Origin of the sequence: Streptomyces sp. NBC_01478 (assembly GCF_036227225.1) — a bacterium.
Lineage (GTDB): Bacteria > Actinomycetota > Actinomycetes > Streptomycetales > Streptomycetaceae > Streptomyces.
Window position 1 is genome coordinate 8938847 of record NZ_CP109444.1, and the last position, 23891, is coordinate 8962737.

General features: G+C 72.3%; 14 protein-coding genes. 4 read left to right on the forward strand and 10 right to left on the reverse strand.

Annotation, left to right across the window (positions count from 1 at the left end; translation table 11 throughout):
- Window positions 1–6891: an SDR family NAD(P)-dependent oxidoreductase gene (locus tag OG223_RS40105; RefSeq protein WP_329259813.1), complete on the reverse strand. Its 6891-nt coding sequence runs from the start codon at window positions 6889–6891 to the stop codon at window positions 1–3.
- A 368-nt stretch (window positions 6892–7259) separates the two neighbouring features.
- On the opposite strand from OG223_RS40105, the gene OG223_RS40110 reads away from it, so the two are divergent.
- Entirely contained in the window at window positions 7260–7865 is a 606-nt protein-coding gene (locus tag OG223_RS40110; protein ID WP_329259816.1) for a GOLPH3/VPS74 family protein, read from the forward strand.
- Between the two features lie 146 nt (window positions 7866–8011).
- Here OG223_RS40110 and OG223_RS40115 read toward each other — a convergent pair whose 3' ends face one another.
- Together OG223_RS40115 and OG223_RS40120 are read right to left on the reverse strand one after the other, a co-directional pair.
- Entirely contained in the window at window positions 8012–9454 is a 1443-nt protein-coding gene (locus OG223_RS40115; RefSeq protein ID WP_329259819.1) for a sensor histidine kinase, read from the reverse strand.
- The gene (locus tag OG223_RS40120) at window positions 9451–10140 is read right to left on the reverse strand and encodes a response regulator transcription factor (RefSeq protein WP_200678396.1); all 690 of its coding nucleotides are present in this window, start codon (window positions 10138–10140) and stop codon (window positions 9451–9453) included. Before OG223_RS40120 ends, OG223_RS40115 begins: the two co-directional genes overlap by 4 nt.
- A 150-nt stretch (window positions 10141–10290) precedes the next feature.
- Here OG223_RS40120 and OG223_RS40125 point away from each other — a divergent pair, with 150 nt between their 5' ends.
- Genes OG223_RS40125 through OG223_RS40135 form a run of 3 tightly spaced genes read left to right on the forward strand, consistent with a single transcriptional unit; the run spans window position 10291 to window position 12815 of the window.
- Complete coding sequence (locus OG223_RS40125) at window positions 10291–11628, forward strand: ferredoxin reductase family protein (RefSeq protein ID WP_329259823.1); 1338 nt, start codon at window positions 10291–10293, stop codon at window positions 11626–11628.
- 10 nt (window positions 11629–11638) lie between these two features.
- The gene (locus OG223_RS40130; RefSeq protein ID WP_329259826.1) at window positions 11639–12082 is read left to right on the forward strand and encodes an FMN-binding protein; all 444 of its coding nucleotides are present in this window, start codon (window positions 11639–11641) and stop codon (window positions 12080–12082) included.
- 1 nt (window position 12083) lies between these two features.
- Window positions 12084–12815, forward strand: a complete 732-nt coding sequence (locus OG223_RS40135; RefSeq protein WP_329259828.1) for an FAD:protein FMN transferase — start codon at window positions 12084–12086, stop codon at window positions 12813–12815.
- A gap of 81 nt (window positions 12816–12896) precedes the next feature.
- Here the strand turns inward: OG223_RS40135 and OG223_RS40140 are convergent, their stop codons facing one another.
- From OG223_RS40140 to OG223_RS40170, 7 genes are all read right to left on the reverse strand, one after another.
- Entirely contained in the window at window positions 12897–15035 is a 2139-nt protein-coding gene (locus OG223_RS40140; protein WP_329259831.1) for an ArnT family glycosyltransferase, read from the reverse strand.
- Window positions 15032–15874: a dolichyl-phosphate beta-glucosyltransferase gene (locus tag OG223_RS40145; protein WP_329259833.1), complete on the reverse strand. Its 843-nt coding sequence runs from the start codon at window positions 15872–15874 to the stop codon at window positions 15032–15034. Before OG223_RS40145 ends, OG223_RS40140 begins: the two co-directional genes overlap by 4 nt.
- 146 nt (window positions 15875–16020) lie before the next feature.
- Complete coding sequence (gene fxsT, locus OG223_RS40150) at window positions 16021–19353, reverse strand: FxSxx-COOH system tetratricopeptide repeat protein (RefSeq protein WP_329259836.1); 3333 nt, start codon at window positions 19351–19353, stop codon at window positions 16021–16023.
- Window positions 19350–20651 (reverse strand): CHAT domain-containing protein, encoded by a 1302-nt coding sequence (locus OG223_RS40155; protein ID WP_329259839.1) that lies wholly within the window; start codon window positions 20649–20651, stop codon window positions 19350–19352. Before OG223_RS40155 ends, fxsT begins: the two co-directional genes overlap by 4 nt.
- Entirely contained in the window at window positions 20641–22551 is a 1911-nt protein-coding gene (locus OG223_RS40160; protein ID WP_329259842.1) for a magnesium chelatase, read from the reverse strand. The genes OG223_RS40155 and OG223_RS40160 overlap by 11 nt, the downstream gene beginning before the upstream one ends.
- Window positions 22548–23489 (reverse strand): AAA family ATPase, encoded by a 942-nt coding sequence (locus OG223_RS40165; RefSeq protein ID WP_329259845.1) that lies wholly within the window; start codon window positions 23487–23489, stop codon window positions 22548–22550. Before OG223_RS40165 ends, OG223_RS40160 begins: the two co-directional genes overlap by 4 nt.
- Window positions 23486–23857, reverse strand: coding sequence for a CU044_2847 family protein (locus tag OG223_RS40170; protein WP_329259848.1), 372 nt, complete (start codon window positions 23855–23857; stop codon window positions 23486–23488). Before OG223_RS40170 ends, OG223_RS40165 begins: the two co-directional genes overlap by 4 nt.
- Between the last annotated feature and the right edge of the window lie 34 nt (window positions 23858–23891).

The following is a 23891-nucleotide window of genomic DNA, read 5'->3' on the forward strand; positions in this document are numbered from 1 at the left end:
TCACCAGCCCGAAGCGGTGTAGACGACGGCTCCGGCCGACTCGTCGCCGAAGGCGAGTTCGCGCAGCAGGGCCGCGGTGCCCTCCTCGGGGTCGATCAGCGAGATGCCGCGCCGCGCGTACTCGCGTCCCAACTCCGGGGTGACCATGCCGTGGTGACCGCCGGTGGGCGCCCACGGCCCCCAGTGCACGGTCAGCGCGCGGTGCCCGGTACGGGCGGCCCAGGCGGTGCCCAGGTTCTGCAGGGCGTCGTTGGCGGCGGCGTAGTCGACCTGACCACGGTTGCCGAGGACGGCCGAGATGGAGCCGAACAGGACCGCGAAAGCAGGGCCGTTGGGCAGTTGCTCCAGCGCCGACAGCAGGGTCTCGGCGCCGTGGGTCTTCGTGCCGTAGACCCGCTGGAAGGACTCGGTGGTCTTCTCGGCGATCAGCCGGTCCTCGATGACCCCGGCCGCGTAGACGACACCGTCGAGGCGGCCGTGTTCGGCGTGGATCTCCTTGACCGCCTGGACCGCGGCGTCCGGTTCGCGGAAGTCGACGGAGTGGTAGCGGGCCTGGCTGCCGAGGGCCGTCAGTTCGTCCAGGGTCGCGGTGATCTCCCGCTGGGCGAGCAGGAGTTCGGCGGTGCGGTTGATCTCGGCGGGCGTGAGCCCACCGCCCTGCCCGGCGAGGGCGGCACGCAGTTCGGCCGGGGTGCGGGCGCCCACGGTCGCCGGGTCCTCGGGGCCGGCCGGTGCGGCGGTCCTGCCCAGGAGTTCGATACGGCACCGGGAGGCGGCGGCGAGCGCGGCGGCGAACTTCGCGGTGATGCCCCGCGCGCCGCCCACCAGCAGCACCACCGAGTCGCGGTCGAGCCCGATCGCGGCGGCTTCGGCGACCCCGTCACCGGCCGGTCCGGCGCCATTGGTCGCGAGCGCGCCGAGCGGTGTCTCCACCAGCTCAAGTCCGTGCCGACCGGCGGCGGTTCGCAGCACCACCGGCTCCGCGCCGGGGGCGAGCAGTTCGGCGATCACCGCGTCCGCGACGGCGGCCGGCGCGGTGTCCGCGAGCTCGACGACCCGGGCGACGGTGTCCGGATACTCCCGGGCCACCGTACGGAACAGCCCGTGCAGCCCCGCCGATCCGCCGTCCGCCCCCTGCACCGCGAGGAGGTGGCGCGGGCCGCGCCGCAGCGCGGCCTGGAACACGGGGAACGCGTCGGGCAGCACCGGCGCCGACGCGGTGAGCGGCGCGAGATACAGAACGGCGTCCACCTGGCCGTCGGCGTCGCTGAGTTGGTGCTCGGGAGCGACGATCACCGCGTCGGCGCCGTACGAGGAGAGCCGCGCCGCGACCGCCTCCGAGGCGTCACCGTCGCCGTGGACGACGAACCGTCGGCCGCTCAGCGCGGACGCCGGGTCCGCCGGGTTGTCACCGTCCTGGTGCGGCAGCAGCACCGGCCGGAGCTGGAGGCGCTTGGGCGCGGAGCCGGTGACCTCCTCCTGCGGGGAGGTGTCGGCCGCCGGGGACGTGTCGGCCGCCGGGGCGGCGGGCTCCGTCAGCCGTGCCGACAGCCAGCCCGTGACGGAGGCCGCCGTACGGGCCTTCGCCAGGTCCTCCAGCTCGGCGTCGTCGAGCGAGGCGACGTCCATACCGCCCCCGATACCGAGGCGTTGGGCCAGTTCACCGGCGATCTCGGCGCGCTTGATGGAGTCGATGCTGAGGTCCGCCTCCAGGTCGAGGTCGGGCTCGATCATGTCGACGGGATAGCCGGTGCGTTCGCTGATGATCTCCAGGACGACCCGGAGCACATCGGCCTCGGTGACGGCCTCGGGGGCCGACTCCGGCTGCGCGGCGGGCTGTTGGGGCACCGGTGCCTCGGCGGCCGGCAGGGCGGCGAGCTGCGGGAGCGCCTCGACCACGGCGGGCGCGGGTGCGGGCACCCACGTTCCCTGCGGCACCGTGCCCTGTACCGCGCCGAAGTACGTCAGCAGCACATCCCGTTGCGCGGCCACCATCTCCCGGCTGGTGCGCAGGAATTCGGAGATGAGCGCGTCCCTGTTCGCCTCGCCGGGGGCACCGGCTCCGTCGGCGGGGTTTGTCGTCACAGTCGTCTCCACAACGCGTCGGGCCGGTGCGAGGGCACCGGGCAGAAGTGCTCCGGCGGCGGTACGGACGAGTTGTCCGTCGACCGTCCAGCCGGGTCGCGAGGGCACAGGAGTCCGGGCCGCGTCGACGGCGTCGCGCCCGTTGAACAGCCATCCGGTCCGCACCGGCAGCCCGGCGACGGCCAGTTGGGCCAGCGCGTCGAGCCAGCCGCGCAGCCCGCTGTCCTGCCGGGGCTCGCACGCGACCGTGCGGTGCGGGCGGTCGCCGAGGATCTGGCCGACCAGCCGGGTCAGCACGGAGCCGGGACCGGCCTCGACGAAGACCCGAGCCCCCGCCTCGTACATCGCCTCGATCTGCGCGACGAATCCGACCGGGGAGCCGATCTGCGCGGCGAGTTCGGCCCGGACCGCGTCGGCGCCCTCGCCGTACGGGGCCGCGGTGCGGTTGGACCAGACCGGGAACTCGGGTGCGAGCACCGGCCGTTGGGCGAGGGCCCGCGCGAACCGTTCGCCCGCCCCCGCCACCAGCGGGCTGTGGAAGGCGCAGGCGACGGGGATGCGCTTGGCACCGAGCCCGGCCTCGCGCAGCAGTCGTACGGCTGTGCCGACGGCCTCCGTCGGACCCGAAATCACGGTCTGACGAGGCGAGTTGTGGTTGGCGACGACGACGGAGCCGGGGGCGTCCGCCGCCTTGAGGGCCTGCTCGACGTCCTCGGCGCCGGCCGCGACCGCGGCCATCGTGCCCGGGTCGTCCGCGCCCGTCGCTTCGAGGATCGCCGCCGCGCGTTCGGCGCTCAGCTCCAGCAGCGTCTCCGGCGCGATCGCGCCCGCCGCGCACAGGGCGACCAGCTCGCCGTAGCTGTGCCCGGCCGCCATGTCGGGCCGTACGCCCGCCTCGGTGAGCAGGGCGTGCGCGGCCAGCCCGGCGATGCCCAGCGCGGGCTGCGCGACCCGGGTGTCGGTGAGACCGGCCTGCTGGCGGTCGCGGGCGGCGTCGTCGAAGGCGGTGGGCGGGTAGAGCGCGTCGGCGTGGTCGCGGCCGAGGTGCAGATAGTGCTGCAGCTCGGGGAACGCGATGAACACGTCGGCGAGCATGCCGGGCCGCTGACTGCCCTGACCGGGGAAGAGGAACGCGACCTTGCCTGCTTCGGCGTCCGTGTCTGCTCCGGCCTCCGCGAGGTGGACGCCCCTGGCCGGATCGTGTTCACCGGCCAGCGCCCAGCGCAGTTGCCCGGTCAGTTCTTCCACATCCCTTGCCACGACGGCCACTTGCACCGGTTCGTGCCGGGCGTCCGCGCGGCGTGACGCGCTGAGGGCGAGGTCGCGCAGCTTCCAGTGCCCCGCCTCGGCGAGCTTCAGGGTCTCCTCGATGCCCCGCCGCGCCGCCGCCCGGTCCGCGCCCCGGAAGGTGAACAACTCGGCCGGCCACGCGTCCAGTCCGTGAGCGGGCGGTACGGCCTCGCCGTAAGCCCCGATCACCGCGTGGAAGTTGGTGCCGCCGAAGCCGAACGCGCTGAGTCCCGCGACGCGTTCCTCGGCGGGGGCCGCCCAGGGCCGTGGCCGGGCGTGGAAGACGAACGGGCTGTCGTCCTCCTTCCAGGCCGAGTTGGGCTGCTTCATGTGCAGGGTGGGCGGCTTGACGCCGGTGTAGAGGGACAGCACGGTCTTGATGAGACCGGCGAGTCCCGCGGCGCACTTCGTGTGCCCGATCTGGGACTTGACCGAGCCGAGCGCACAACTGCCCGTCCGCGCCCCGGACTCGGTGAACACCTCGCTGAGGATGGCGAGTTCGGTGCGGTCGCCGACTACCGTCCCGGTGCCGTGCGCCTCGACCAGGCCGACCTCGGCGGGGGAGACACCCGCGTTGCGGTACGCCCGCTCCAGCGCCGACCGCTGTCCTTCGGGCCGGGGTGCGGTGAGGCCCAGTGAGCGGCCGTCGCTGGAGCTGCCGACCCCCTTGATCACGCCGTAGATCCGGTCGCCGTCGCGCTCCGCGTCCGCGAGCCGTTTGAGGACCACGCACGCGACGCCCTCGCCGAGCGCGATGCCGTCCGCCGAGTTGTCGAAGGCGCGGGAGCGGCCGGTGGGGGACAGGGCGTGCACGGAGGAGAAGAGGACGTAGTCGTTGATGCCGTTGTGGAGGTCGGCGCCCCCGCACAGCACGATGTCGCTGGTGCCGCCCACGAGTTCCTTGCAGGCGACGTCGACGGCGGCCAGCGAGGACGCGCAGGCCGCGTCGACCGTGAAGTTGGCCCCGCCCAGGTCGAGCCGGTTGGCGATGCGGCCCGAGATGACGTTGGAGAGCATGCCGGGGAACGAGTCCTCGGTGAGCGTGGGGAGTTGCTCCTCGATGCCCTGCGGGATCTTCCCGTAGTAGGACGGCAGTACGGCGCGCAGCGTGGTCGCGTTGGACAGGTCGCTGCCCGCCTCCGCGCCGAACACCACGGAGGTGCGCGCGCGGTCGAACTCCCGCCCCCGGTCGCCGTATCCGGCGTCCTCCAGCGAACGCCGGGCCGCTTCGAGGGCGAGCAACTGCACCGGTTCGATGCTGCCGAGGGAGGTCGGCGGGATGCCGTAGCGCAGCGGGTCGAAGGGGATGCGCGGCAGGAAGCCGCCCCACTTCGACGGGGTGGCGCCGCCCTTGTCGGGCGAGTAGTGGACGGCGGGGTCCCAGCGGTCGGGCGGGACCTCGTCGACGGCGTCCCGGCCGCCGAGGATGTTCGCCCAGAACGTGGGGAGGTCGGGGGCCTGCGGGAACATGCAGGCCATGCCGATGACGGCGACGTCCAGCGGTGCGGGCGCCGCCGGCTCGACGCTCGCCTCCACTCCCAGGCGGACGCGGGCGGTTCGCGCGCTGTCGGCCAGGAACGCGGCGGCCTCCTCGGTCACCGAGCGGTGCAGGGCGTCGATCGTGGTGGTCGCCGAACGCAGCACGGCGACCTCGCCGGCCATGAACATGCCCTCGGCGAGCTGGCGTTGCTCGTCCACGGCGGCCAGCGCGCCGTCCGCGTCCCGCTCGACGCCCTTGCTGGCGATCCGCAGCCGGCCGACGTTGAGCCGCTCCAGCTTCTCCCAGATCTGCCGGTCGGGTACGCCCTCCGCACGCAACTGGGCCTCGAAATCGAGGTAGTTGTCGCTGAACGGACTCGGCACGCAACGGGTGGCGTGACCGGGCGCGGTCTCCAGCAGCGCGGTCCGGGTGGCGTGTATCACCTGCTCCTGGAACAGGGGTTGGACCGCTCCACGTGTCACCGCCTCCTCCGTGAAGAGGTAGGCGGTGCCCATCAGCACGCCGACGGCCGCACCGCGTGCGGTGAGCGGTGCGGCAAGGGCGGCCACCATCGCCGCCGAGCGCTCGTCGTGGACGCCGCCCGCGAAGAACACCTCGACGTGTTCCGCCGTGCCTGCCTCGGCCGTAGCCAAGAAGTCGTCCAGGACGGCGAGTTGGGCCTCCCACAGCGGGAAGCTGCCGCGTGGTCCGACATGGCCGCCGCACTCGGAGCCCTCGAAGACGAACCTGCGGACACCGGCGTCCAGGAACTGCCGCAGCAGCCCCGGCGAGGGCACATGGAGGAAGGTGGAGATCCCGGACCGTTCCAATGCCTCGGCCTGCGAGGGACGTCCGCCCGCGATGATCGCGTGCGTCGGCCCCAACTCCCGTACGGCTTCGAGCTGGGCGTTGCGCAGTTCCTCGGGCGCGAAGCCGAGCACGCCGACACCCCAGGGGCGCTTGCCCACGGCGGTGCGGGTCTCGGCCAGTACCGCCCGCGACTGCTCGCCGCTCGACAGGGCCAGCGCGACGAACGGCAGGGCCCCGCCTTCCGCGACGGCCGCGGCGAACTCCGCCTGGTCACTGACACGGGTCATCGGGCCCTGGGCGACAGGCAGTCGGGTGCCGAGGGTGCGGCTCATCGGGGAGCCGGCGCGCAGGGCGTCGGCCGGGCGCTCGTCCCGTACGGACTCCCTTATGGCGGCGGTGAGTTCACGCACCGTGCGACCCGTGTCGCCCCAGCGCTCGGCGAAGCGCGCGGCGAGGAAACCGTCCTGGCCGACCGGCAGTAACTGGGTGCGCGGGTCACGGGCGCCGAGCAGCTCGGACACGCGCTCGGCGGGCACCCGCGGGGCGTCCGGGCCGCGTCGCAGCAGCACCCGGTGACCGGCCACCACCGTGGTCTCGGAACCGTCCATCGAGCGCAGCGCCGCCGCGGCGGCCTCGGGCAGGCCCGACTCGGCGAGCAGCGCCAGTTGGCTGTCCAGGACGACCCCGGCCGCACCACCGGCCACCGCGGCGGCGGCCGTACGGGGCCCGATGCCGCCGCAGGCCCAGACCGGGACGTCCACGCCGGGCTCGTCGAGGAGCCGCTGGAGCAGCACGAAGGTGCTCAACTCGCCCACCCGGCCGCCGCTTTCGGCACCGCGGGCGATCAGTCCGTGCGCACCGGCGCGGACCGCCGCGAGCGCCTGCTCCGGGTCGGTGACCTCGACCAGCACCCGGTGCTCCGCGGCGACCTCGCCGATCTGCCAGGGCGCGTCCGCGGCGAGGACCACGGTGTGCGGGACGGCGCCGCCGCCCGTCGTGAGGTCACCGGGACCGATCCGGCAGTGGGCCGCGATCCGTACCCCGAACGGGCCGGGCGACCAGCGCCGGATACGCGCCAGAGCCTCCCTGGATCTTCGGTCGCCCAGCCCCAGGTCCAGCACCCCCAGCCCGCCGGCACGGCTGACGGCCGCCGCGAGTCGGGCATCCGGTTCATGGAACGGAGTGATTCCAATGATCAGTTCTTCGGCGCGCGCGACAGGCGTCATGATTCTCCGAATAAACGGTGAAACTGCACGGTGGGGGGTTTCGGCAGGGGGGCCGATTGAATTCGCAGAGGCGCAAGATGGCTGATGGAAAGCTAGCCCCCCTGTTACTCGTCGGTCAACAACGGCCAGGTAAGCAGCCGATGGAGAGGAGTGATCCAGCCAGCCCGAAACCGGACCCCAAACAACCGAAAACCCTGCCAATTTCCTTCAGAGGGCACAGCATTCGGACCGCAGTGGCGCAAGCGGTCCAAAAACCCCCGATATTCATCAGGGGCTCACAGTCCCGAAACACCACTGACGGCGGGACGGAATTATGTAAACGTTGGGTGTCGATGCCTCCTCGCATAAGCCGCGCTAGGTTGGCATCCATGAGCACACCGCGTGACCTGATGATCGTCGCCCTGGACGTCGCACCGGACCGCCCCGTCGAGACGGGTGATCTTTCGCTCGCGCTCGCCGGAGCGGAGGTGATCGACCTGATCGCCGCCGGAGCCGTCGCGCTGGACGGCGACCTGATCGTGCCGAACCCCCAAGTCGCCCTGCCGGACGCCCTGTTGGACCATGCAGCGAGCGCGCTCGTCCGGCAGACGCCGTACGAGACGGTCGAGGACTGGCTGTGGCGGCGGGGGCGTGGCCTCTCCTCCGCCTATCTCGCCGCGCTGGAGGCGGAGGGACTGGTCGCCCGGCAGCGCGGACGCTGGCTCCCGGTCCGCACCGGGAAGACGGCCCTGGTCGACTCCCCGGCCCGCTCCCGCGCGGCGGACCGCTGGGCCGAGGGCGAGCCCGTCCTCGGCCAGCTCGCCGCGGCCGCCGGCATCGGCGAGGTGTCGAACGAGGACTCCGCGAAGCTCACCGACGAGTCGCTGGACACGGTCCTGGCCGTCGTCCACGACGCGGTGACGGAGCTGGAGGCGGTGCGGCAGCGGAAGAGCGTCGAGGACGCGGCGTACGACAATGTGTGGCGCGGGATGTGAGGGGGACCCCTCGGCTTCGAAGCGCCGCAACTGTCGATAAAACAGGGCCAGTTGGTGGTCCTGTGTCTCAGGTGACGCCACGTCACCCATGGTAGGGACAAGCTCCGCGCCGGGCTAGAGCGAAGGGGAGGGCACGCTACCCGCGTTCACCGGGACGAAGCCGCCCCCAGCGGAATCGTCACCGTGAACACCGTCGCCCCCGGCTCCGACGTCAGCTCCACCGTGCCGCCGTGCGCCTTCGCCAGCGACCGTGCCACCGCGAGGCCCAGCCCGCTGCCGCCCCGGTCCCGGGTGCGGGCCTTGTCGACGCGGTAGAAGCGGTCGAAGACCCGGGCGCGGTCGTCCTCCGGGATGCCGGGGCCCGCGTCCGCGACCCGCACCGACGCCGTGCCGGCCGCGACCGCGAGCGTCACCGACACCGGCGTCCCGGGCGGGGTGTGCACGGCCGCGTTGGTGAGGAGGTTGTCCAGCACCTGCCGGATCCGCACCGGGTCCACGCGCAGCCGTACCGGATCCTCGCCGAGCTCGGCCGTCAGCGGGCGGTCCGGGTGCCCCGCGCGGAAGGCGTCCGCCGCCTGCCCCACCAGGTCCACCAGGTCCGCGTCCCGCAGCCGTATCGGGGTCTCCACGTCCGCCGCGTCGAGGCGGGCCAGCAGGAGCAGGTCGTCGAGGAGGATGCCCATGCGGGCGGCCTCGGCGCGCAGCCGGGCCAGATGCTTGTCGCGCTCCTCGGGCACGTTCGCCGCCGCGTACTGGAACAGGTCCGCGTAGCCGCGCACCGACATCAGCGGGGTCCGCAGCTCGTGCGAGGCGTCCGCGACGAACCGGCGCAGCCGCTGCTCCGCCTCCGCGCGCACCGCGAGGGAGTCGTCGATGTGCTCCAGCATCGTGTTGAACGCGGTGCGCAGCTCCTCCACCTCGGGCCCGCCGTCGCCCCGCTCCGCCCGCAGCGGCAGCCGGGCCGCCGACTCGCTGAGGTCGTGCGAGGCGATGCCGTGGGCCGTGCTCGCCATGTCGCTGAGCGGCCGCAGCCCGCGCCGCAGCAGATGCCGGCCGATCACCACCAGCACCAGCAGCGCCAGCGCGAACGCCACCACCTGCACCGTGACGAGCTGCCGTACCGTGCCCTGCACGTCCGCCAGCGGCGCCGCGCTCACCAGGACCACACCGGGCTGGACCTCGCAGGCCCGCAGCCGGTAGGTGCCCTCGCCGTCGATCGTCACCGTGCGGGAGATCTCCGTCTTGGAGTGCGCCATCGTCTTCGCGAGAGCGGTGAGCGCGCGTGTGTCGTCCGGGACATCGGAGGGCTTGCGCAGTTTCGCGGTCGTGCCCGAGACGTCGTAGACCGCCGTGTACCAGCCGTAGTACGGCTTGCTCTGGACGATGCCGTGCGCCGCCGCGTCCTTGGTCTGGACGACCTGGACGAGCTTCATCTGATCGCTGACCTGGCGTTCCAGATAGTCCCGCATATACATCGTGAGGGCCGTGCCGACGACCGCGAACACGATCAGCGACAGGACGCCCACGCCCAGCGCGAGCCGGGTCCCCAGGCGTACCCGGCGCCAGTTCCGCCGCAGCCGTCCGATCATTCGGCGGCCTGGCGGATCACATAGCCGAAGCCGCGCACGGTGTGGATCAGCGGATCGTGCCCCTCGTCGAGTTTCCGGCGCAGTCGGCTGACCACCAGTTCCACCACATTGGAGCGGCCACCGAAGCCGTACTCCCACACATGGTCGAGGATCTGCGCCTTGGTGAGCACGGTCGGCGACTTGCGCAGCAGATAACGCAGCACCTCGTACTCGGTCGGGGTGAGCGTGATCAGGTGGTCGCCGCGCCGCACCTCCCGGGTGTCCTCGTCCATCGTCAGATCCGCGACCCGCAGCACCGAGCGCGGGAAACCGGGCCCGGCGCTGCGCCGCAGCACCGTCCGCAGCCGGGCCATCAGCTCCTCCACCGCGAACGGCTTGACCAGGTAGTCGTCACCGCCCCGGGTCAGCCCCGCGACCCGGTCGGCGACCGCGTCCCGGGCCGTGAGGAACACCACGGGCACCATCGTCCCGGAGTGCCGCAGCCGGTCCAGCACACCGAAGCCGTCGAGCCCGGGCAGCATCAGGTCGAGCACCACGATGTCCGGCGCGAACTCGGCGGCCACGGTCAGCGCCTCCTCACCGGAGTACGCGCACGCGGCCTCCCAGCCCTCGTACCGGGCGACCGTCGCGACAAGGTCGGCGATCGGCGGGTCGTCGTCCACGACGAGGAGTCGAACTTTGTCCACCCGCTCATAGTGCGCCACCCACCGATCGACGCCAGACCCGCGGCACCGCCACACCCACATCGATAGCCACTTGAAAGTTCTTCGACAGGAAAACGACAGCCCCCCGAGGTCAAGCTCTTCTCCCAGGACCCGATCAAGGAGCTGCCGTCCGTGACGACCGTCCAATCACCCCCTGCGCCCCCCACGGCGATACGCCCCAGGGTGGTGGCCCGCACGGGCCTGTACGCCGTGCTGGCCGCGAACGTCGCCGTGGTGACCGTCTTCTTCGCCCAGGCCGGATTCGCCTCCAACGCGCTCATCGTCATCGGCCGCCTCCTCGGCCTCTACGGCGCGCTCGTCATGGCCTTCCAACTGCTGCTCGTGGCCCGCCTGCCCTGGCTCGACCGCCGCATCGGCATGGACCGGATGACCTCCTGGCACCGCTGGACCGGCTTCGCGCTGCTCTGGACGCTGCTCGGGCACCTCGTCTTCATCGCCTTCGGCTACGCGGAGGGCACCGACACCGGGCCCGTCGGCGAGGTCGTCGACCTGGCCGAGACCACCGAGGGCATCCTGCGCGCGCTCGTCGCCTTCGCCCTGATCCTCGTCATCGGCGCGACCTCCGCCCGCTACGCCCGGCGCCGCCTCGCCTACGAGACCTGGCACTTCATCCACCTCTACACCTACGTCGCGGTGGTCCTCGCCTTCACCCACCAGGTCGCGGTCGGTACGACCTTCACCGCGTCCTCCGCCGCGAAGACGTACTGGTACGCCGTCTGGGGCGTGGCCCTCGGCTCGGTCGCCCTGGGCCGACTGGTCCTGCCCCTGTGGCGGAACCTGCGCCACCAGTTCCGGGTCTCGGCGGTCGTCCCCGAGTCCGACAACGTCGTCTCGATCTACATCACCGGCCGCGACCTCGACCGTCTCCCTGCCCAGGCCGGCCAGTTCTTCCTCTGGCGCTTCCTGACCAAGGACCGCTGGTGGCAGGCCAACCCCTTCTCCCTGTCGGCCGCCCCCGACGGCACCGGCCTCCGCCTCACCGCCAAGACCGCCGGCGACGGCACGGCCGCCCTGCGCCACCTCAAGGTCGGCACCCGCGTCTTCGCCGAGGGCCCCTACGGCGCCTTCACCACCCTGCACCGCAGGAAGGCCGAGTCCCTCCTCATCGCCGGCGGCGTCGGCGTCACCCCGATCCGCGCGCTGCTGGAGGACCTGGAGGGCCACGCGGTCGTCATCTACCGCGTCTCCGCCGAACGTGACGCCGTCCTCTACGGCGAACTGGCCGAGCTGGCCCGGGCCAAGGGCGCCGAACTGCACCTGCTCACCGGCCCGCCCGTCCCCGACAAGCTCGCCCCGCGCGAACTGGCCCGCCTCGTACCGGACATCGCCGACCGCGACGTCTTCCTCTGCGGACCGCCCCCGATGATGAACGCGGTGCTGCGCACCCTCGGCGACATGGGCGTGCCCAAGCAGCAGATCCACTTCGAACGCTTCAGCCTGGCGGGATGAGAGACATATCGTGAAGCGAGTCATACCTGTCCTGGTGCTGTCCGTCGCGGGTCTGATCCCCGTGTGGCGCTACGAGCCGTCCATCGGGACGACGACGAGTTCGACGAGTACGCCGAGTACGGCGGCGGTCTCGACGCCGACTCCCACCTCCACCTCCACGGACGCCTCTTCGCCGACCCCTTCCACGTCCTCGAAGAAGGTCGTCCAGGGCACCGCGATCAACACCTCCAAGGGCACTGTGCAGGTCCAAGTGACCTTCGAGGGCGACAAGATCAGTGCCGTGAGCATGCTCCAGCAGCCGAACCACCCGCAGACCACGGCGGCCGTTCCGGTGCTGATCGAGGAGACCCTCAAGGCACAGAGCTCGAAGATCGACACGGTGTCCGGCGCCACGATCACCAGCGACGCCTACGTCCAGTCCCTCCAGGCCGCGATCGACGCCAAGGGCGCCTGAAATGAACCGCGTTGAGCATGTGATGGGGTTCCCGGTGTCGTTGCGGGTCGACGACGAAGGCATAGGGGACGAGACCGCCGACGCGCTGTTCGCCCGGCTGCGCGAGGTCGACGCCCGCTTCAGCCCGTTCCGCGCGGACAGTGAGGTGTGCCGTTACGACCGGGGCGAGCTGCAACTCCCGGACCTCAGCGCGGACTTGACCGAGGTCCTCGACCTCTGCGAGCAGTACCGGGCGGCCACCGGCGGCGCCTTCGACGTCCGGCTGCCCGGCCGGCCCCTCGACCCCTGCGCGGTCGTCAAGGGCTGGTCGGTGCAGCGGGCGGCGGAACTGCTCACCGCCGCCGGGGCCCGGCGCTTCATCCTCAACGCCGGCGGCGACGTCGTCGTGGCCGGCGGTCCCTGGCGAGTGGGCGTACGGCACCCCGAGCACGCCGATCAGTTGTGCACGGTCCTGGAGCTGACCGACGGGGCGGTGGCGACCTCCGCGCGCTACGAGCGCGGGGACCACATCGTCGACGGCCGCACCGGCCGACCCGCGACCGGACTGCTCAGCATCTCCGTCGTCGCCTCCTCCCTCACCGAGGCGGACGCCACGGCGACCGCGGCTTTCGCGATGGGCCCGGAGGGCGTCGACTGGGCCGCCGCCCGGCCCGGCTGCGAGGTGTTCGCGGTCGACGCGGAGCGCCGGGTCCGGCGTACGGCGGGATGTCCGGTCGCGCTCGCGACGGCTTAGTTCTTTTCCTCGACCTACGACAAGCGGAAGGGCCGCCGGGGTTACCGGCGGCCCTTCCTGTCGGGAAATGTGGCTGGTGGGTTAGCTGACGTCGGACGCGTCCAGGCGGTAGAGCCCGCTGCTGGTCGAGGTCGAGGTCGAGGTCGAGGAACTCGAGCTGTACGCCGAGGACTTGACCGCCGTGCCGTGGGCCTTGACCCAGGTCGCGATCGCGGAGTTGGTGCCCTGGCCGCCGTCGCTGCTGACGATGATGTAGTGCAACTTGCCGGACTTCACGAGGGACTTGAGCTTGGCGAGGGTCATCGCGTTGTCGCTGCCTGACCAGCCGCCCATGGAGATCACGGGCTGACCCGACTCCAGGATGATCGAGGACGCCGTCTGGTCGGTGGACACCGCCAGCAGCCAAGTCGCCCCGTCCTGGTGCTTCTTGAGGTACGCGATCATCTCGGACGAGACCTGCGTGCCGCCGCCCATACCACCGCCGGCCTGCTGCGTACCGGACTCGGAACCGGACTCGGAACCGGACTCCGAGGCCTCCGAGGTGTTCGAGGAGGACGAAGGCGCCGAACCGCTGCCCGAGGGCCGGGTGCCGGACGGGGCCGAACCGCTGGGCTTCGTACCGGAGTTGGTGCCGCTCGGCGCGCCGCCCATACCGCCACCGCCGCCGCCCATGCCGCCACCCGTGCTGGGCCCGGCCGTCGGGTTGGTGCCGTTCGTCGAGGAGGTCGCCGCCGAGACCGAGTAGGCCGCGGGACCGGCGAGGAGGGCGACTACGGCGGCCAGCGCCGCGAAGCCCATCAGGCGATGGCGCCGGGTGAACCGGCCGACCAGCAGACCGAGTACGGAGGCGATGCCCGCCACGGCGACCACGATCTCCGCGACCGTGTAGACCGTGCCGGAGCCGGAGACGCGCTGGAGCAGGACGACCGCCCAGACGGAGCTGGCCGCGATCGCCGCCGGCAGCACCCAGGCCCACTTGGCCGCCGAGCCCTCACGGAAGGCGCGGTACAGCAGCACTCCGCCCGCACCGGCCAGGGCCGCGACACCGGGCGCCATGGCGGTGACGTAGTACGGGTGGAAGGTGCCCTCGGCCAGCGAGAAGGTCAGGAAGTGGAAGACGAACCAGCCGCCCCAGAGCATGAGCGCCGCGCGCTTGGCGTCGGTGCGGGGAGCGCGGCCGCGCAGCACCAGACCGGCGACGAGCGCGATCGCCGCGAAGGGGATCAGCCAGGAGATCTGGCCGCCCATGATCTCGTTGAACATCCGGTACAGGCCCGAACTGCCGCCGAACGAAGCCCCGTTGCCCTGCGAGCCGACCGAGGAGCTGGCGCCGAAGATCCGGCCGAAGCCGTTGTAGCCGATGACCAGGTCCCAGACCGTGTTGTCGGTCGAGCCGCCGATGTAGGGGCGGGAGGACGCGGGGATCAGGTCGACGATCACCATCCACCAGGCGCTGGAGACGATCAGCGCCACGGTGGCGACGGCGAGGTTGCGGATGCGCTTGCCGAGGGAGACGTTCGTCGCCCAGAGGTAGACGAGGAAGAACGCGGGCAGGACGACGTACGCCTGCATCATCTTGGTGTTGAACGCGAAGCCGATCGCGACCGCCGACCACACCAGCGGCATCAACTTCCCGTTGCGGACGGCCTTCAGGAGGGCGACCGCGCCGAGCATCATCAGCAGGACGAGGATCGGGTCCGGGTTGGTGTCACGGGTGATGGCCACCGTGATCGGGGTGAGGGTGAGGACCACCGCCGAGATGGTGCCCGCGACCGCGCCGAAGTCCCGCTTGACGCTCCGGTACAGCAGGGCCACCGAGCCGGTGCCGGCCGCGACCATCGGGAGCATCAACTGCCAGGTGCCGTAACCGAATACGCGGGCGGACAGGCCCATCACCCAGAGGGCGAACGGTGGTTTGTCGACCGTGATGAAGCTGCCCGAGTCGAGCGCGCCGAAGAAGAACGCCTTCCAGCTCTTGGTGCCGCTGTAGACGGCCGCGTCGTAGAAGGTGTTGCCGGTGATCGAGGTCAGGTTCCAGGCGTAGAGCGCCGTGGCCAGCAGGAGGATCGCCCAGAGGGCCGGGCGGGCCCAGCGCGGGTCGTCCTCCGGGCCCGTGAAGAGCCTTCTGGCGCGGGCGGCGACGCCGCCGTCGGCGGGCGGGGCGGCCCGGTGCGAGCGCCGGGCGTCTTCCTGGCTGGGGGGCGGGGCGAGGGTCGTCATGACGCGTACTCCAGGTGTTCCGCGGAAGAGGCGGGCGCCCCGACGGGCAGGACAGGGGTGGTGGTGCGGGTGCGACGGGGTACGGCGGCGATGCGGGCGCGGCCGGTGACGGTCTGCCGGAACATCCGGCGCATGCCCTTGAGGTCGTCGAGGGCGGTCCGGACGATGTCGACACGGCTGTCGGGGTCGTCGATCCAGTCGACCGGGACCTCGTGGATACGGAGCTTGTTGCGCTGGGCGAGGACGAGGAGTTCGGTGTCGAAGAACCAGGCGGTGTCCTCGATGTGCGGGGCGAGCGCCCGGAACACCTCGGTGCGGACGGCCTTGAAGCCGCACTGCGCGTCCGAGAAGCGGGCCGCGAGGCCGGCCTTGAGGAGGAGGTTGTAGGAGCGGGAGATGAACTCCCGTTTGGCGCCGCGCTGTACGGCCGACTGCCGGTGCAGGCGGCTGCCGATGGCCACGTCGCTGTGGCCGGACAGGAGCGGGGCGACCAGGGGGAGAAAACCTTCGAGGCCGGTGGACAGGTCGACGTCCATGTACGCGACCACGTCCGCCTCGGACTCGCTCCACACGTGCTTGAGCGCGCGGCCCCGGCCCTTGGCGTCGAGGTGCACGGCGTGCACGTGCGGCAGCCGCTGGGTCAGGTCGAGCGCCGCCTGCCAGGTGCCGTCGGTGCTCGCGTTGTCCGCCACGGTGATCGTGAACGGGAACGGGAAGGACGTTTCGAGGTATGCGTGGAGACGGCCGATGCTGCCGGCGAGGACGTGCGCCTCGTTGTACACCGGCACCACGATCTCGACCGAGCGCTGCCGGACGCCTCCCGCGTTCTGTTCGTTCATGACGGTGACTTTCCGGTCCCCGTCTGTGGCGTTGCTGAGCCTTCACTGAGCGGCCGATGAGAATCAGCGGACTCACAGGTTGCGCACAGCGGACTCAGGTCGGGCGCCAATGCTGGGGGCCGGAACGGGAGTTCAGGCAGGCCGCTTCAGATCGGCTGTGGCTCGAAGTCCCAGCTCGGCGCCTCCTCCGCGCCGGTCGACAGCGCGTCCTCGCAGGCCCGTACGAGCGGATGGTCGGCGCCGACGGCGGCACGGGCCCGCAGCAGGATGTCCCGGCGCAGTTCGGCCGCCTCGGCGGGGCGCCCCGACAGCCTGCGGACCGCCGCCGCGTTCAGGGCGCAGCCCAGCGTCCACGGGTGGTCGGCGCCCACGGCGTTCCTCATGCCCCGCAGCGCCTGCTCGATCAGCCGGGCCCCGGCGGCCCGGTCGCCGTCGAGCCACAGCAGCAGGCCGCGGTTGCCCAGCACGCCCACCGTGTACGGGTGGTCGTCGCCGAGCAGATGCCGGTAGTCGTCGGCGACCGCGTCCGTCAGCTCGGCGGACTCGGTGCGGTCGCCGTGCGCGCGCAGGAAGGAGGCGTGGTCGGCCTGGACCATCAGGGTCGTCGGATGCCGGACGCCCTGCAGGTTCCGGCACCGCTCGACCAGGCTGCGCAGCAGATCGGCGGCGCCCGGCACATCGCCCGAACGGCGCAGGCACAGAGCCTGGTTGTGCAGGGCGGCCAGCGTCTGGGGATGGTGGTCGCCCATGGTCTGGCGGTGCAGCAGGGAGTTGGTCTCCTGGAGCGCGGTGGCGTCCTGATGGCGGCCGAGCAGGCGCAGCGAGCGGGCGTGGGTGAGGCCGCTCTGCAGGGTCAGCGGATGGTTCGGCGGGAGCAACCGGGCCCGCAGGCTCAGCAGTTGGAAGTGCACGTCCACCGCTTCCCGATAGCGGCCGAGGAGGCCGAGGGCGACCCCGAGGTTGTTGAAGCAGGACTGGGTGCGGGGCGTCTCCGGCCCGTCGAGGGTGTCGTAGGCCCGCCATACCTCCTCGAAGAGCTGGTGGGCCTCCTTGAAGAGGCCGAGTGCCATCAGGGAGCCGCCTAGGCCCGCTTCGGCCCGCAGGAGTTCGAGGTCGTCGGAGGGCCGTTCCTCGGCGAGTTGCTCGACGACGGACCGGCCGACGGCCTCGGCCTCGCGGTAACGGCCGCAGCGGCGCAGCATGTTGGCGTGCTGGTGCACCAGCACGAGCATGGACGGGTGGGTGGGCGCGAGCCTGATGCGCCAGCGGGCCAGCACCTGTTCGCACAGGGTGAGGCCGGTGCTCTCCTCGTCGCGCAGCCGCAGGTACTCGATGCAGTTGAGCACCAGCTCGCGTACCGCGTCCTCGGAGTTCTCCAGCGCGCCCGACGGCAGCAGATGCGGCAACAGCTCCGCGTACACGGGCCAGTTGGCCACGTCGGACGGTGAGGCGGGGTCGGCCGAGACCAGCACCCGGCAGGCGACCGCGGAGAGTTCGTCGCGCTCGCCGGGGGTCAGGGTGCGGCGCAGGAAGCGGTGGTAGAGGCGGTACATCTCCACGCTGTCCACATAGCCGACGCCGTCCGAGGGCTGAACGTAGTCCATCCGTACGGCGGTCGACTCGGAGAGGCGGCGCAGCGCGGCCAGCCAGCGGGCCGGGTCGGCGGCCAACTCGGCCAGCAGCGGGGGGAGATCGCCGGGCCGCGCTCGCTGGAGCTGGCGTACCGGGATCGAGCCGGGCGCGAACATCGCGAACAGGCGCAGCAGTTCGGTCGCCTCGGGGCTGTCCTGCTCCAGGGAGTCGAGGGTGAGGGCCCAACTGGTCTGGAAGCCGATCGGGTAGTCCGGCAGGGTCTGGATGCCGATCTCGTCGGCGTCGCCCCGGCGCAGCAGCCCGATGTACTCGGCCGCCGACATCCGGTTGGCGTCCAGCCACGCCGTCGTCTGGGCCAGCAGCAGCGGGAAGTCCTCGACGGCGTCGGCGAGTTGGCCGGCCTCCTCCTCGGTGAGCCGCTCCACGTGCCGGCGTGCGTAACTGATGCTCTCCGCCCGGGTGAAGCGCTCCACGTGGATCTCCGCGACCCCGCCGGCCGGGGACCAGCCCTGCGTGAGGGTCGTCACCGCGACATGGCCGCCGGCCTCGGGGAGGAGGTCGTAGATCTGCTCCAGGTCGTCGGCGCGGTCGAGGATCAGGAGCCAGCGCCGGTGCGGACGGCCGGTGTGCAGGGCTTCGCGGACCGCGCGGACCCGCTCGGGCAGCGCGCTGCTGTCCGCGAGGCCCAGCGGTTCGGCGAGGTCGGCGAACTGCTGGCGGGCCGTGGCCCGGAAACTCGCGCTGATCCACCAGACGACGTCGTACTCGTTGGCGAACCGGTGCGCGTACTCGATGGCGATCTGGCTCTTGCCGACGCCCGAGATGCCGCGCAGGGCGACCCGGGCGCCCGTGGGCGGACCGTTCTCGAACAGGGCGCGCAGCTCCTCCAGGACCGTGTCGCGGCCCGTGAAGCGGAAGTTGCGGCGTGGAACGTTCCACACCGCGGGCGGCGCGTCCGGGAAGCGGGGGGCGACGGACTCGTCCTCGGGTTCCGGCCGGGCGTCCTGGAGGTCGAGGGCGGTCAGGAGCCGGCGCAGCGCCTCGGCCGGGTCCAGTTCCCGCAGACCGACCGGGCCCAGTACGGCAGTCGCGGCGGGCAGGGTGCGCGCGGAGAGGTCGACGGCGGCGAACCGGTCGGGATCGGCGGCGACCACCGTGTCCAGCGCCTCGCCCCATTCGAGCTCGGTGCGGTGGCCGAGCCGCAGATACTCCTCGTCGAGCAGCAGCAGCACCCGGCCGGGGGCGGCGAGGAGATCGGCCAGCAGCTGGGCCAGCGGCAGCCCGGGCGCCGGGTCCCAGCGCAGCAGGAGCGTCTGGCAGCCGTGCCGCTCCAACTGGCGCGCCGTCCACACGGCCCAGGCGCGGTCGGCGCCGGCGTAACTGATCGTGATGTGGCGCGGTGACCAGACACCGGACACCGGACGCCGTCCGGCGCGCTGCCCGGGGACGGTGTGCTCGGCCGGCAGCGTGGCGGTCCTGCCGTTCAGCGCGGGCACGACGACATGGCCGTGTCCTGTGACGGCGTCCGCGACGATCTCGCTGGGCAACTCGACGGTACGCACCGGGACCCCCCAGCGGTTGCTGATGGTCAGCCAGATCGTGGCCTGGCCGGGCGCCCGGCTCGCCTTGATCACGAAGCGGGCCGGGCCGTAGGTGCCGCCGAAGCGGTGCAGGACGACACTGGGTTCGTTCAGGGCCTCGCACACGAACCGGCGGGCGCCGTCCAGGGCCACGCCGAAGTCGAACTCCTCCTCGTCGTAGGGCCAGTCCTCGGGCGCCGCCGGGCCGTTGAGGTCGACGGTGACGAGATAGCTCTGTCCTGCCTGGGCCTTGCGCGGCCAGCCCACGAGGGGCTCGATCATCAACGCAGCGAGATCGCCGCTCATGTCCTCGCCTCCTGCGCCCGGACGCTGAGCCGGAGCGTGGTCAAGGGGTGTCCGAAGTAGAGGAACATGAAGCTGTAGAGGATCGGCAGAATCCGGCGCTGGCCCTCGATGTCGATCTGGTCGTCGTCGCCGTAGACGAACGGCAGCGGGTCGGGCAGCCGGGCGACGGCGGCGGCCCGGAAGTCGCGGAGGGCGCGGGCCACCGGTAGCTCGGGGTCGGCGCACAGCCGTCCGATCAGATCGCGGATCAGGGTGTGCGCCACGTCGTCGCCGACCTTGCCCGAGGTGGCGATGCAGCCGCCGGCCCCCTTGCGGAGGAACAGTTCGGCGAAGCCGCGCAGGGCGTTCTCGCCGAGCGGCCGGTTGTTCACGAACTGCGCGGAGTGGCAGGCGTTCAGGCACACCAGGGTGCGGCGGCCGTCCAGCGCGGACATGTCCAGGTCGTTGAGTTCGTGCCAGGTGACCGAGCCCAGCTTGAGCTTGAACAGGTTCGGGCCGTGTGTGGCGTGGCAGCCCATGTAGACGAGGCCGGCGCCCAGGCCCGGGCGGGTGAGTTCGCCGAGGAAGGTGCGAGTGGTGCCGAAGTGGCCGATGTGCTCGAAGTTCTCGAACACCGTGGCGTCGCGGCGCATCTCCTCCGCGTAGTAGCCCACCACATGGCCCGTGCAGTCCGCCGGTTCGTTGAACGGGGTGCTGCCGGCCTCACGGATGGTGGTCCAGCGCACCACGGTCACCAGCGCGCCCAGGATTCCGTCGTCGACGCCGTGGGCCCGGCCGCCGGTGAGGCGCAGCATCTCCCACGGGATGTCGTAGTCGGTGTCGTCCCAGATCACCAGATGCAGGTCGGCGCCGAAGCGGGCCCGCAGTCCGTTGATCCAGCGCACCACGTCCTCCTGGTGGCCCGACCACGCGGCGACCGCCCGGAAGATCTCGGTGGGCGGGAAGCCGTCGGGACGCAGATTGCTGAGCGCGAGATCGCTCGGCCGCAGCCGGGTGTCCTCCGAGTCGAACGACAGCTCCGGATCACCGCTCTGCCCGGTCAGCCAGAACGCCGGCTGCCCGCCCTCGTCGTAGGCCCGGTTCACGGCCAACTTGGCGAACCCGACCGGAAGCCGGGCATTCGGATCGACCGCCGTGGCCGCGAGCGGTACGGGTTCGTACGGCTCGACCACGTTCTCGGGCACCCCCGCGGTACGCGGCGCGACGAGCGCCTCGGGCTCCGGCCTGCGGGCAGGCGTACCGGGACCGAGCGGGACGGCTCCGCCGAGGGGGCGGGGGCCGGGGTGTTCAGTGGGCATGGGGCACCCCCCGGGTGGTGCGGCCCGCCACGGTCACGCCGCCCAGTGCGTCGGCCAGGAGGAACGGGAGGTCGGGGTGAGGCTGGCGGGCCGCGTCGACGACCACCGAGTGCAGGCGCATACGGCCCATCGCGCCGATGCGGCCGGCGGCGGAGATCGCGTCGTCGATGCCCGTGCGGCGTACCGGACCCAGCAGACGGCCGCCCGCGCTGGCGTCCAGCGGCACGTTCCCGCGCCCGTCGGACACCACCACGAGCCACGCCTCGACCAGGTTGGACCGCTGCTGGAAGGCGCGGCGCAGCAGTTGGTCGGTCAGTGTCAGGCCGTGGGCGAGGGGGCTGCTGCGGCCGGGCCTGCGGTGCAGGGCGCCGCCGACGCGCGGGTCGAGGACGCTGCGGGCGATGAAGTGGTCGGCCCGCAGCTCGTGGGCCGCGTCCCGGCTGCCGACCTCGACCAGACAGACCGAGGCACGTCCCGTGTAGGCCCACTGCAGATAGGGGGCGAGCGCCGGCTGCCAGTCCCAGCCGCGCCGGCAGGTGTGGTCGAGCAGCAGCACCAGCATGCGCTCGGCCACCGGCAGCCGCGCGTAACTGCGGAAGTCGCCCGGCAGCACCACCAGTTGGCCGTCCCCACTCGCGCGGAGCGCACGCCGGCCGGGCAGGTTCTGGTGCTTGGCGGCCTCCACGACGGTGGCTACGACGGCCAGGTCCCGCAGGGTCGTCGCGGACCGGACCCCTATCACCGGCCCCCGCGCGGAACTCGGCTCCGGACGCCGCTGCCAGGGAATCCGCAACGGCGCGAACTCCCGCAGGAACCGCGCGTCGTCCTCCGGGAACGGCGAACCCGGTCCCTCGCCCGTGTCGGCCGTGAAGGTGTCCAGGGCCTCGGCGGGCCCCGCCGGTACCGCCGTCGCACCACCCGCCTGACCCGCCGCGCCGGTGTCCTCGGGCACCGGATCCGCCTTCGGCTGCTCGGGCGGTGGCGGCCGGCCGTCGGTGCCGTTCCCGGTGGGGAGAGAAGTGCCGTTGGCGGAGCGGCCGTTGCCCACCGGGGACGCCGGGGGCGCGGCCACCCCCAGCAGCCGGGCGGCCTCGTCGACGCGGTCGGGGCCACAGGTCTCGGCGCCGTTCACCACGGCCAGCGCCCGGGCCAGCCGCGCCAGCCCGATCGCCCGCCGGCCACTGGTGTCCCCGCGGAACAGCCCCACGGCATGCGCCGCGGCCTCCTCGGTCAGCGCGCACGCCGTACGGGTCCGGGCCGCGAGCGCGCTGCGCCAGGACGGCGGCAACTCGCCCAGCCCCGGCTCGGGTTCACGTCCCGCGAGCGCGTCGAGCACCCGGTCGGGACCGCTGCCGATCCGCCGCAGCCCGGCCGCGTTGAGCCGGATCGGGAAGCGGTCCAGCAGATGCGGTGACAGGCGGCCGATCTCCGCCTCCCGGCACGCGGCCAGCCAGCGGGCCCGGGGCCGCCAGCGGGCCCGGAAACCGGACCGCTCGACCGCGGCCACGTCCGCGCCCAGCAGTTGTACGGCCGCCCGCATGCCCGGCAGGCTCAGGCGGACCAGATCGGGCACCACGACGATCAGCGCCGAGTCGGGCGCGTTGTCCACCAACGGGCCGGGTGCGAGGGAGAAGTTGACGCCGTTCCCGTCGTGGCGCAGCGTCGGCCGCAGCCACAGTTCGTCGTCACCGGTGACCGAGCCGAGCGTCGTCCGCCGTACGGGACGCTGCTCGCGGAGCTGGAGGAGGGCGGCGAACGCGTCCGTCACCGGGGCCACCAGCTCCGGCTCCAGGTCGAACAGCAGCACCCCGTCGAGACCGGGGCCCAGCGCGGAGCAGGCCAGGACCTGTAACAGGCGCTGCCGGGGGCCGACTTGGCGGCCGTCGGCGGGCGCGCTCATCCCAGCAGCCCGTCGAGCAGCTCCGACTCCTCCGCCGTCCACTCGACCGGCCCGCCGTGCGCCGCCTCCGGCCGCCGGTGCCGCAGGGACAGCGGGACCACCCGCCGCACATGGTCGGCGGTCACGGCGTCCGCCTCCTCGAACGCGGCCAGCGCGCGGGCGGCCCAGGCGGTGACCACCTCACCGCGATGGCCCACCGCCCGCAGCCGGGTGGCGACATCGGCGCACAGCTTCGCCATGTCCTCGCTCAACTCCACGTTCTGGACGCCGTCCCTGGCCCGGTCCAGCCGCTCGCGCAGGACCCGGTCCCGGTCGAGGCCCTCGGCGAGCCAGGGGGACTTCGTACCGGCCGCGTCGTCGAAGCGGAGCACGGCCAGCACCATCGCCCGGCGCTGTTCCTGGTCCAGCTCGGACACGGCGACCATCAGACCGAACCGGTCGAGCAACTGCGGCCGCAGACCGCCCTCTTCGGGGTTCATCGTGCCGACCAGACCGAAGCCGATGTTCCGTACCGTGTCGATGGCCTCGCGCTGCACGGACAGCACTCCGGTGGAGACGACGTCCAGGATGATGTTGACGATGTGGTCGTCCAGCAGGTTGACCTCGTCGATGTACAGCATCCCCTTCTCGCCGGCCTCCTCCAGCAGCCCCGGCTGGGTCCGCGCCTCGCCCCGCATCAGCGCGTCCAACTCCCAGCCGCCCAGCACCCGGTCGTCGGTGGCGTTGATCGGCAGGGTGACCGGCAGCTCGCCCCCGGTCAGCAGCGAGAAGGCCCGCACCACGGTGGACTTCGCGGTGCCCCGCTGCCCGCTGATGAGGACACCGCCGATCCGCGGCGCGATGTAGTTGAGCTCCAGCGCGAGCTTCAGCTCGTGCTGCCCGACCACATGGCTGTACGGCAGGATGTGCACGTCCGAGCCGCCGAGCGCACCGGTCACGACGCACTGCCCGGTGTCCAGCGGAAGGTCACCTGGAGCTGGGCCTCCGCCCCCGACTTCACCAGGAACGCCCCGAGTTCGGCGTCGAGCTTGATGGACAGTTGCAGTTCCACCTCGTCGGGCGTCAGCCCCTCACCGAGGTCGTGCAGCCGGCCCGCCGCCTGCCGGGCGCAGCGCCGGGCCAGTTCCAGACCGTCGCCGTAGACGTCCCGGGCCACCGCCAGCACCCGGTCCGCGGCGCTCTCCCGGGTGTCGATGCCGTCGTACATGTCCGCGAGACCGCCGGGCACCGGCGCGGTGTCGACCTCGACGTAGATCGGCATCTGTTGGTCCTGGCCGTGCGTGGACACCCTTGTCACGATCGCCATGCAGCACTTCCCCCGTTGGAGAGCCGGAATCCTC

Excerpts from the sequence above, each read along its gene's own strand:
- OG223_RS40105 (WP_329259813.1), bottom strand. The coding sequence starts at position 6,891 with ATGACGCCTGTCGCGCGCGCCGAAGAACTGATCATTGGAATCACTCCG.
- OG223_RS40110 (WP_329259816.1), top strand. The coding sequence starts at position 7,260 with ATGAGCACACCGCGTGACCTGATGATCGTCGCCCTGGACGTCGCACCG.
- OG223_RS40115 (WP_329259819.1), bottom strand. The coding sequence starts at position 9,454 with ATGATCGGACGGCTGCGGCGGAACTGGCGCCGGGTACGCCTGGGGACC.
- OG223_RS40135 (WP_329259828.1), top strand. The coding sequence starts at position 12,084 with ATGAACCGCGTTGAGCATGTGATGGGGTTCCCGGTGTCGTTGCGGGTC.
- OG223_RS40140 (WP_329259831.1), bottom strand. The coding sequence starts at position 15,035 with ATGACGACCCTCGCCCCGCCCCCCAGCCAGGAAGACGCCCGGCGCTCG.
- OG223_RS40145 (WP_329259833.1), bottom strand. The coding sequence starts at position 15,874 with ATGAACGAACAGAACGCGGGAGGCGTCCGGCAGCGCTCGGTCGAGATC.
- fxsT (WP_329259836.1), bottom strand. The coding sequence starts at position 19,353 with ATGAGCGGCGATCTCGCTGCGTTGATGATCGAGCCCCTCGTGGGCTGG.
- OG223_RS40155 (WP_329259839.1), bottom strand. The coding sequence starts at position 20,651 with ATGCCCACTGAACACCCCGGCCCCCGCCCCCTCGGCGGAGCCGTCCCG.
- OG223_RS40160 (WP_329259842.1), bottom strand. The coding sequence starts at position 22,551 with ATGAGCGCGCCCGCCGACGGCCGCCAAGTCGGCCCCCGGCAGCGCCTG.
- OG223_RS40170 (WP_329259848.1), bottom strand. The coding sequence starts at position 23,857 with ATGGCGATCGTGACAAGGGTGTCCACGCACGGCCAGGACCAACAGATG.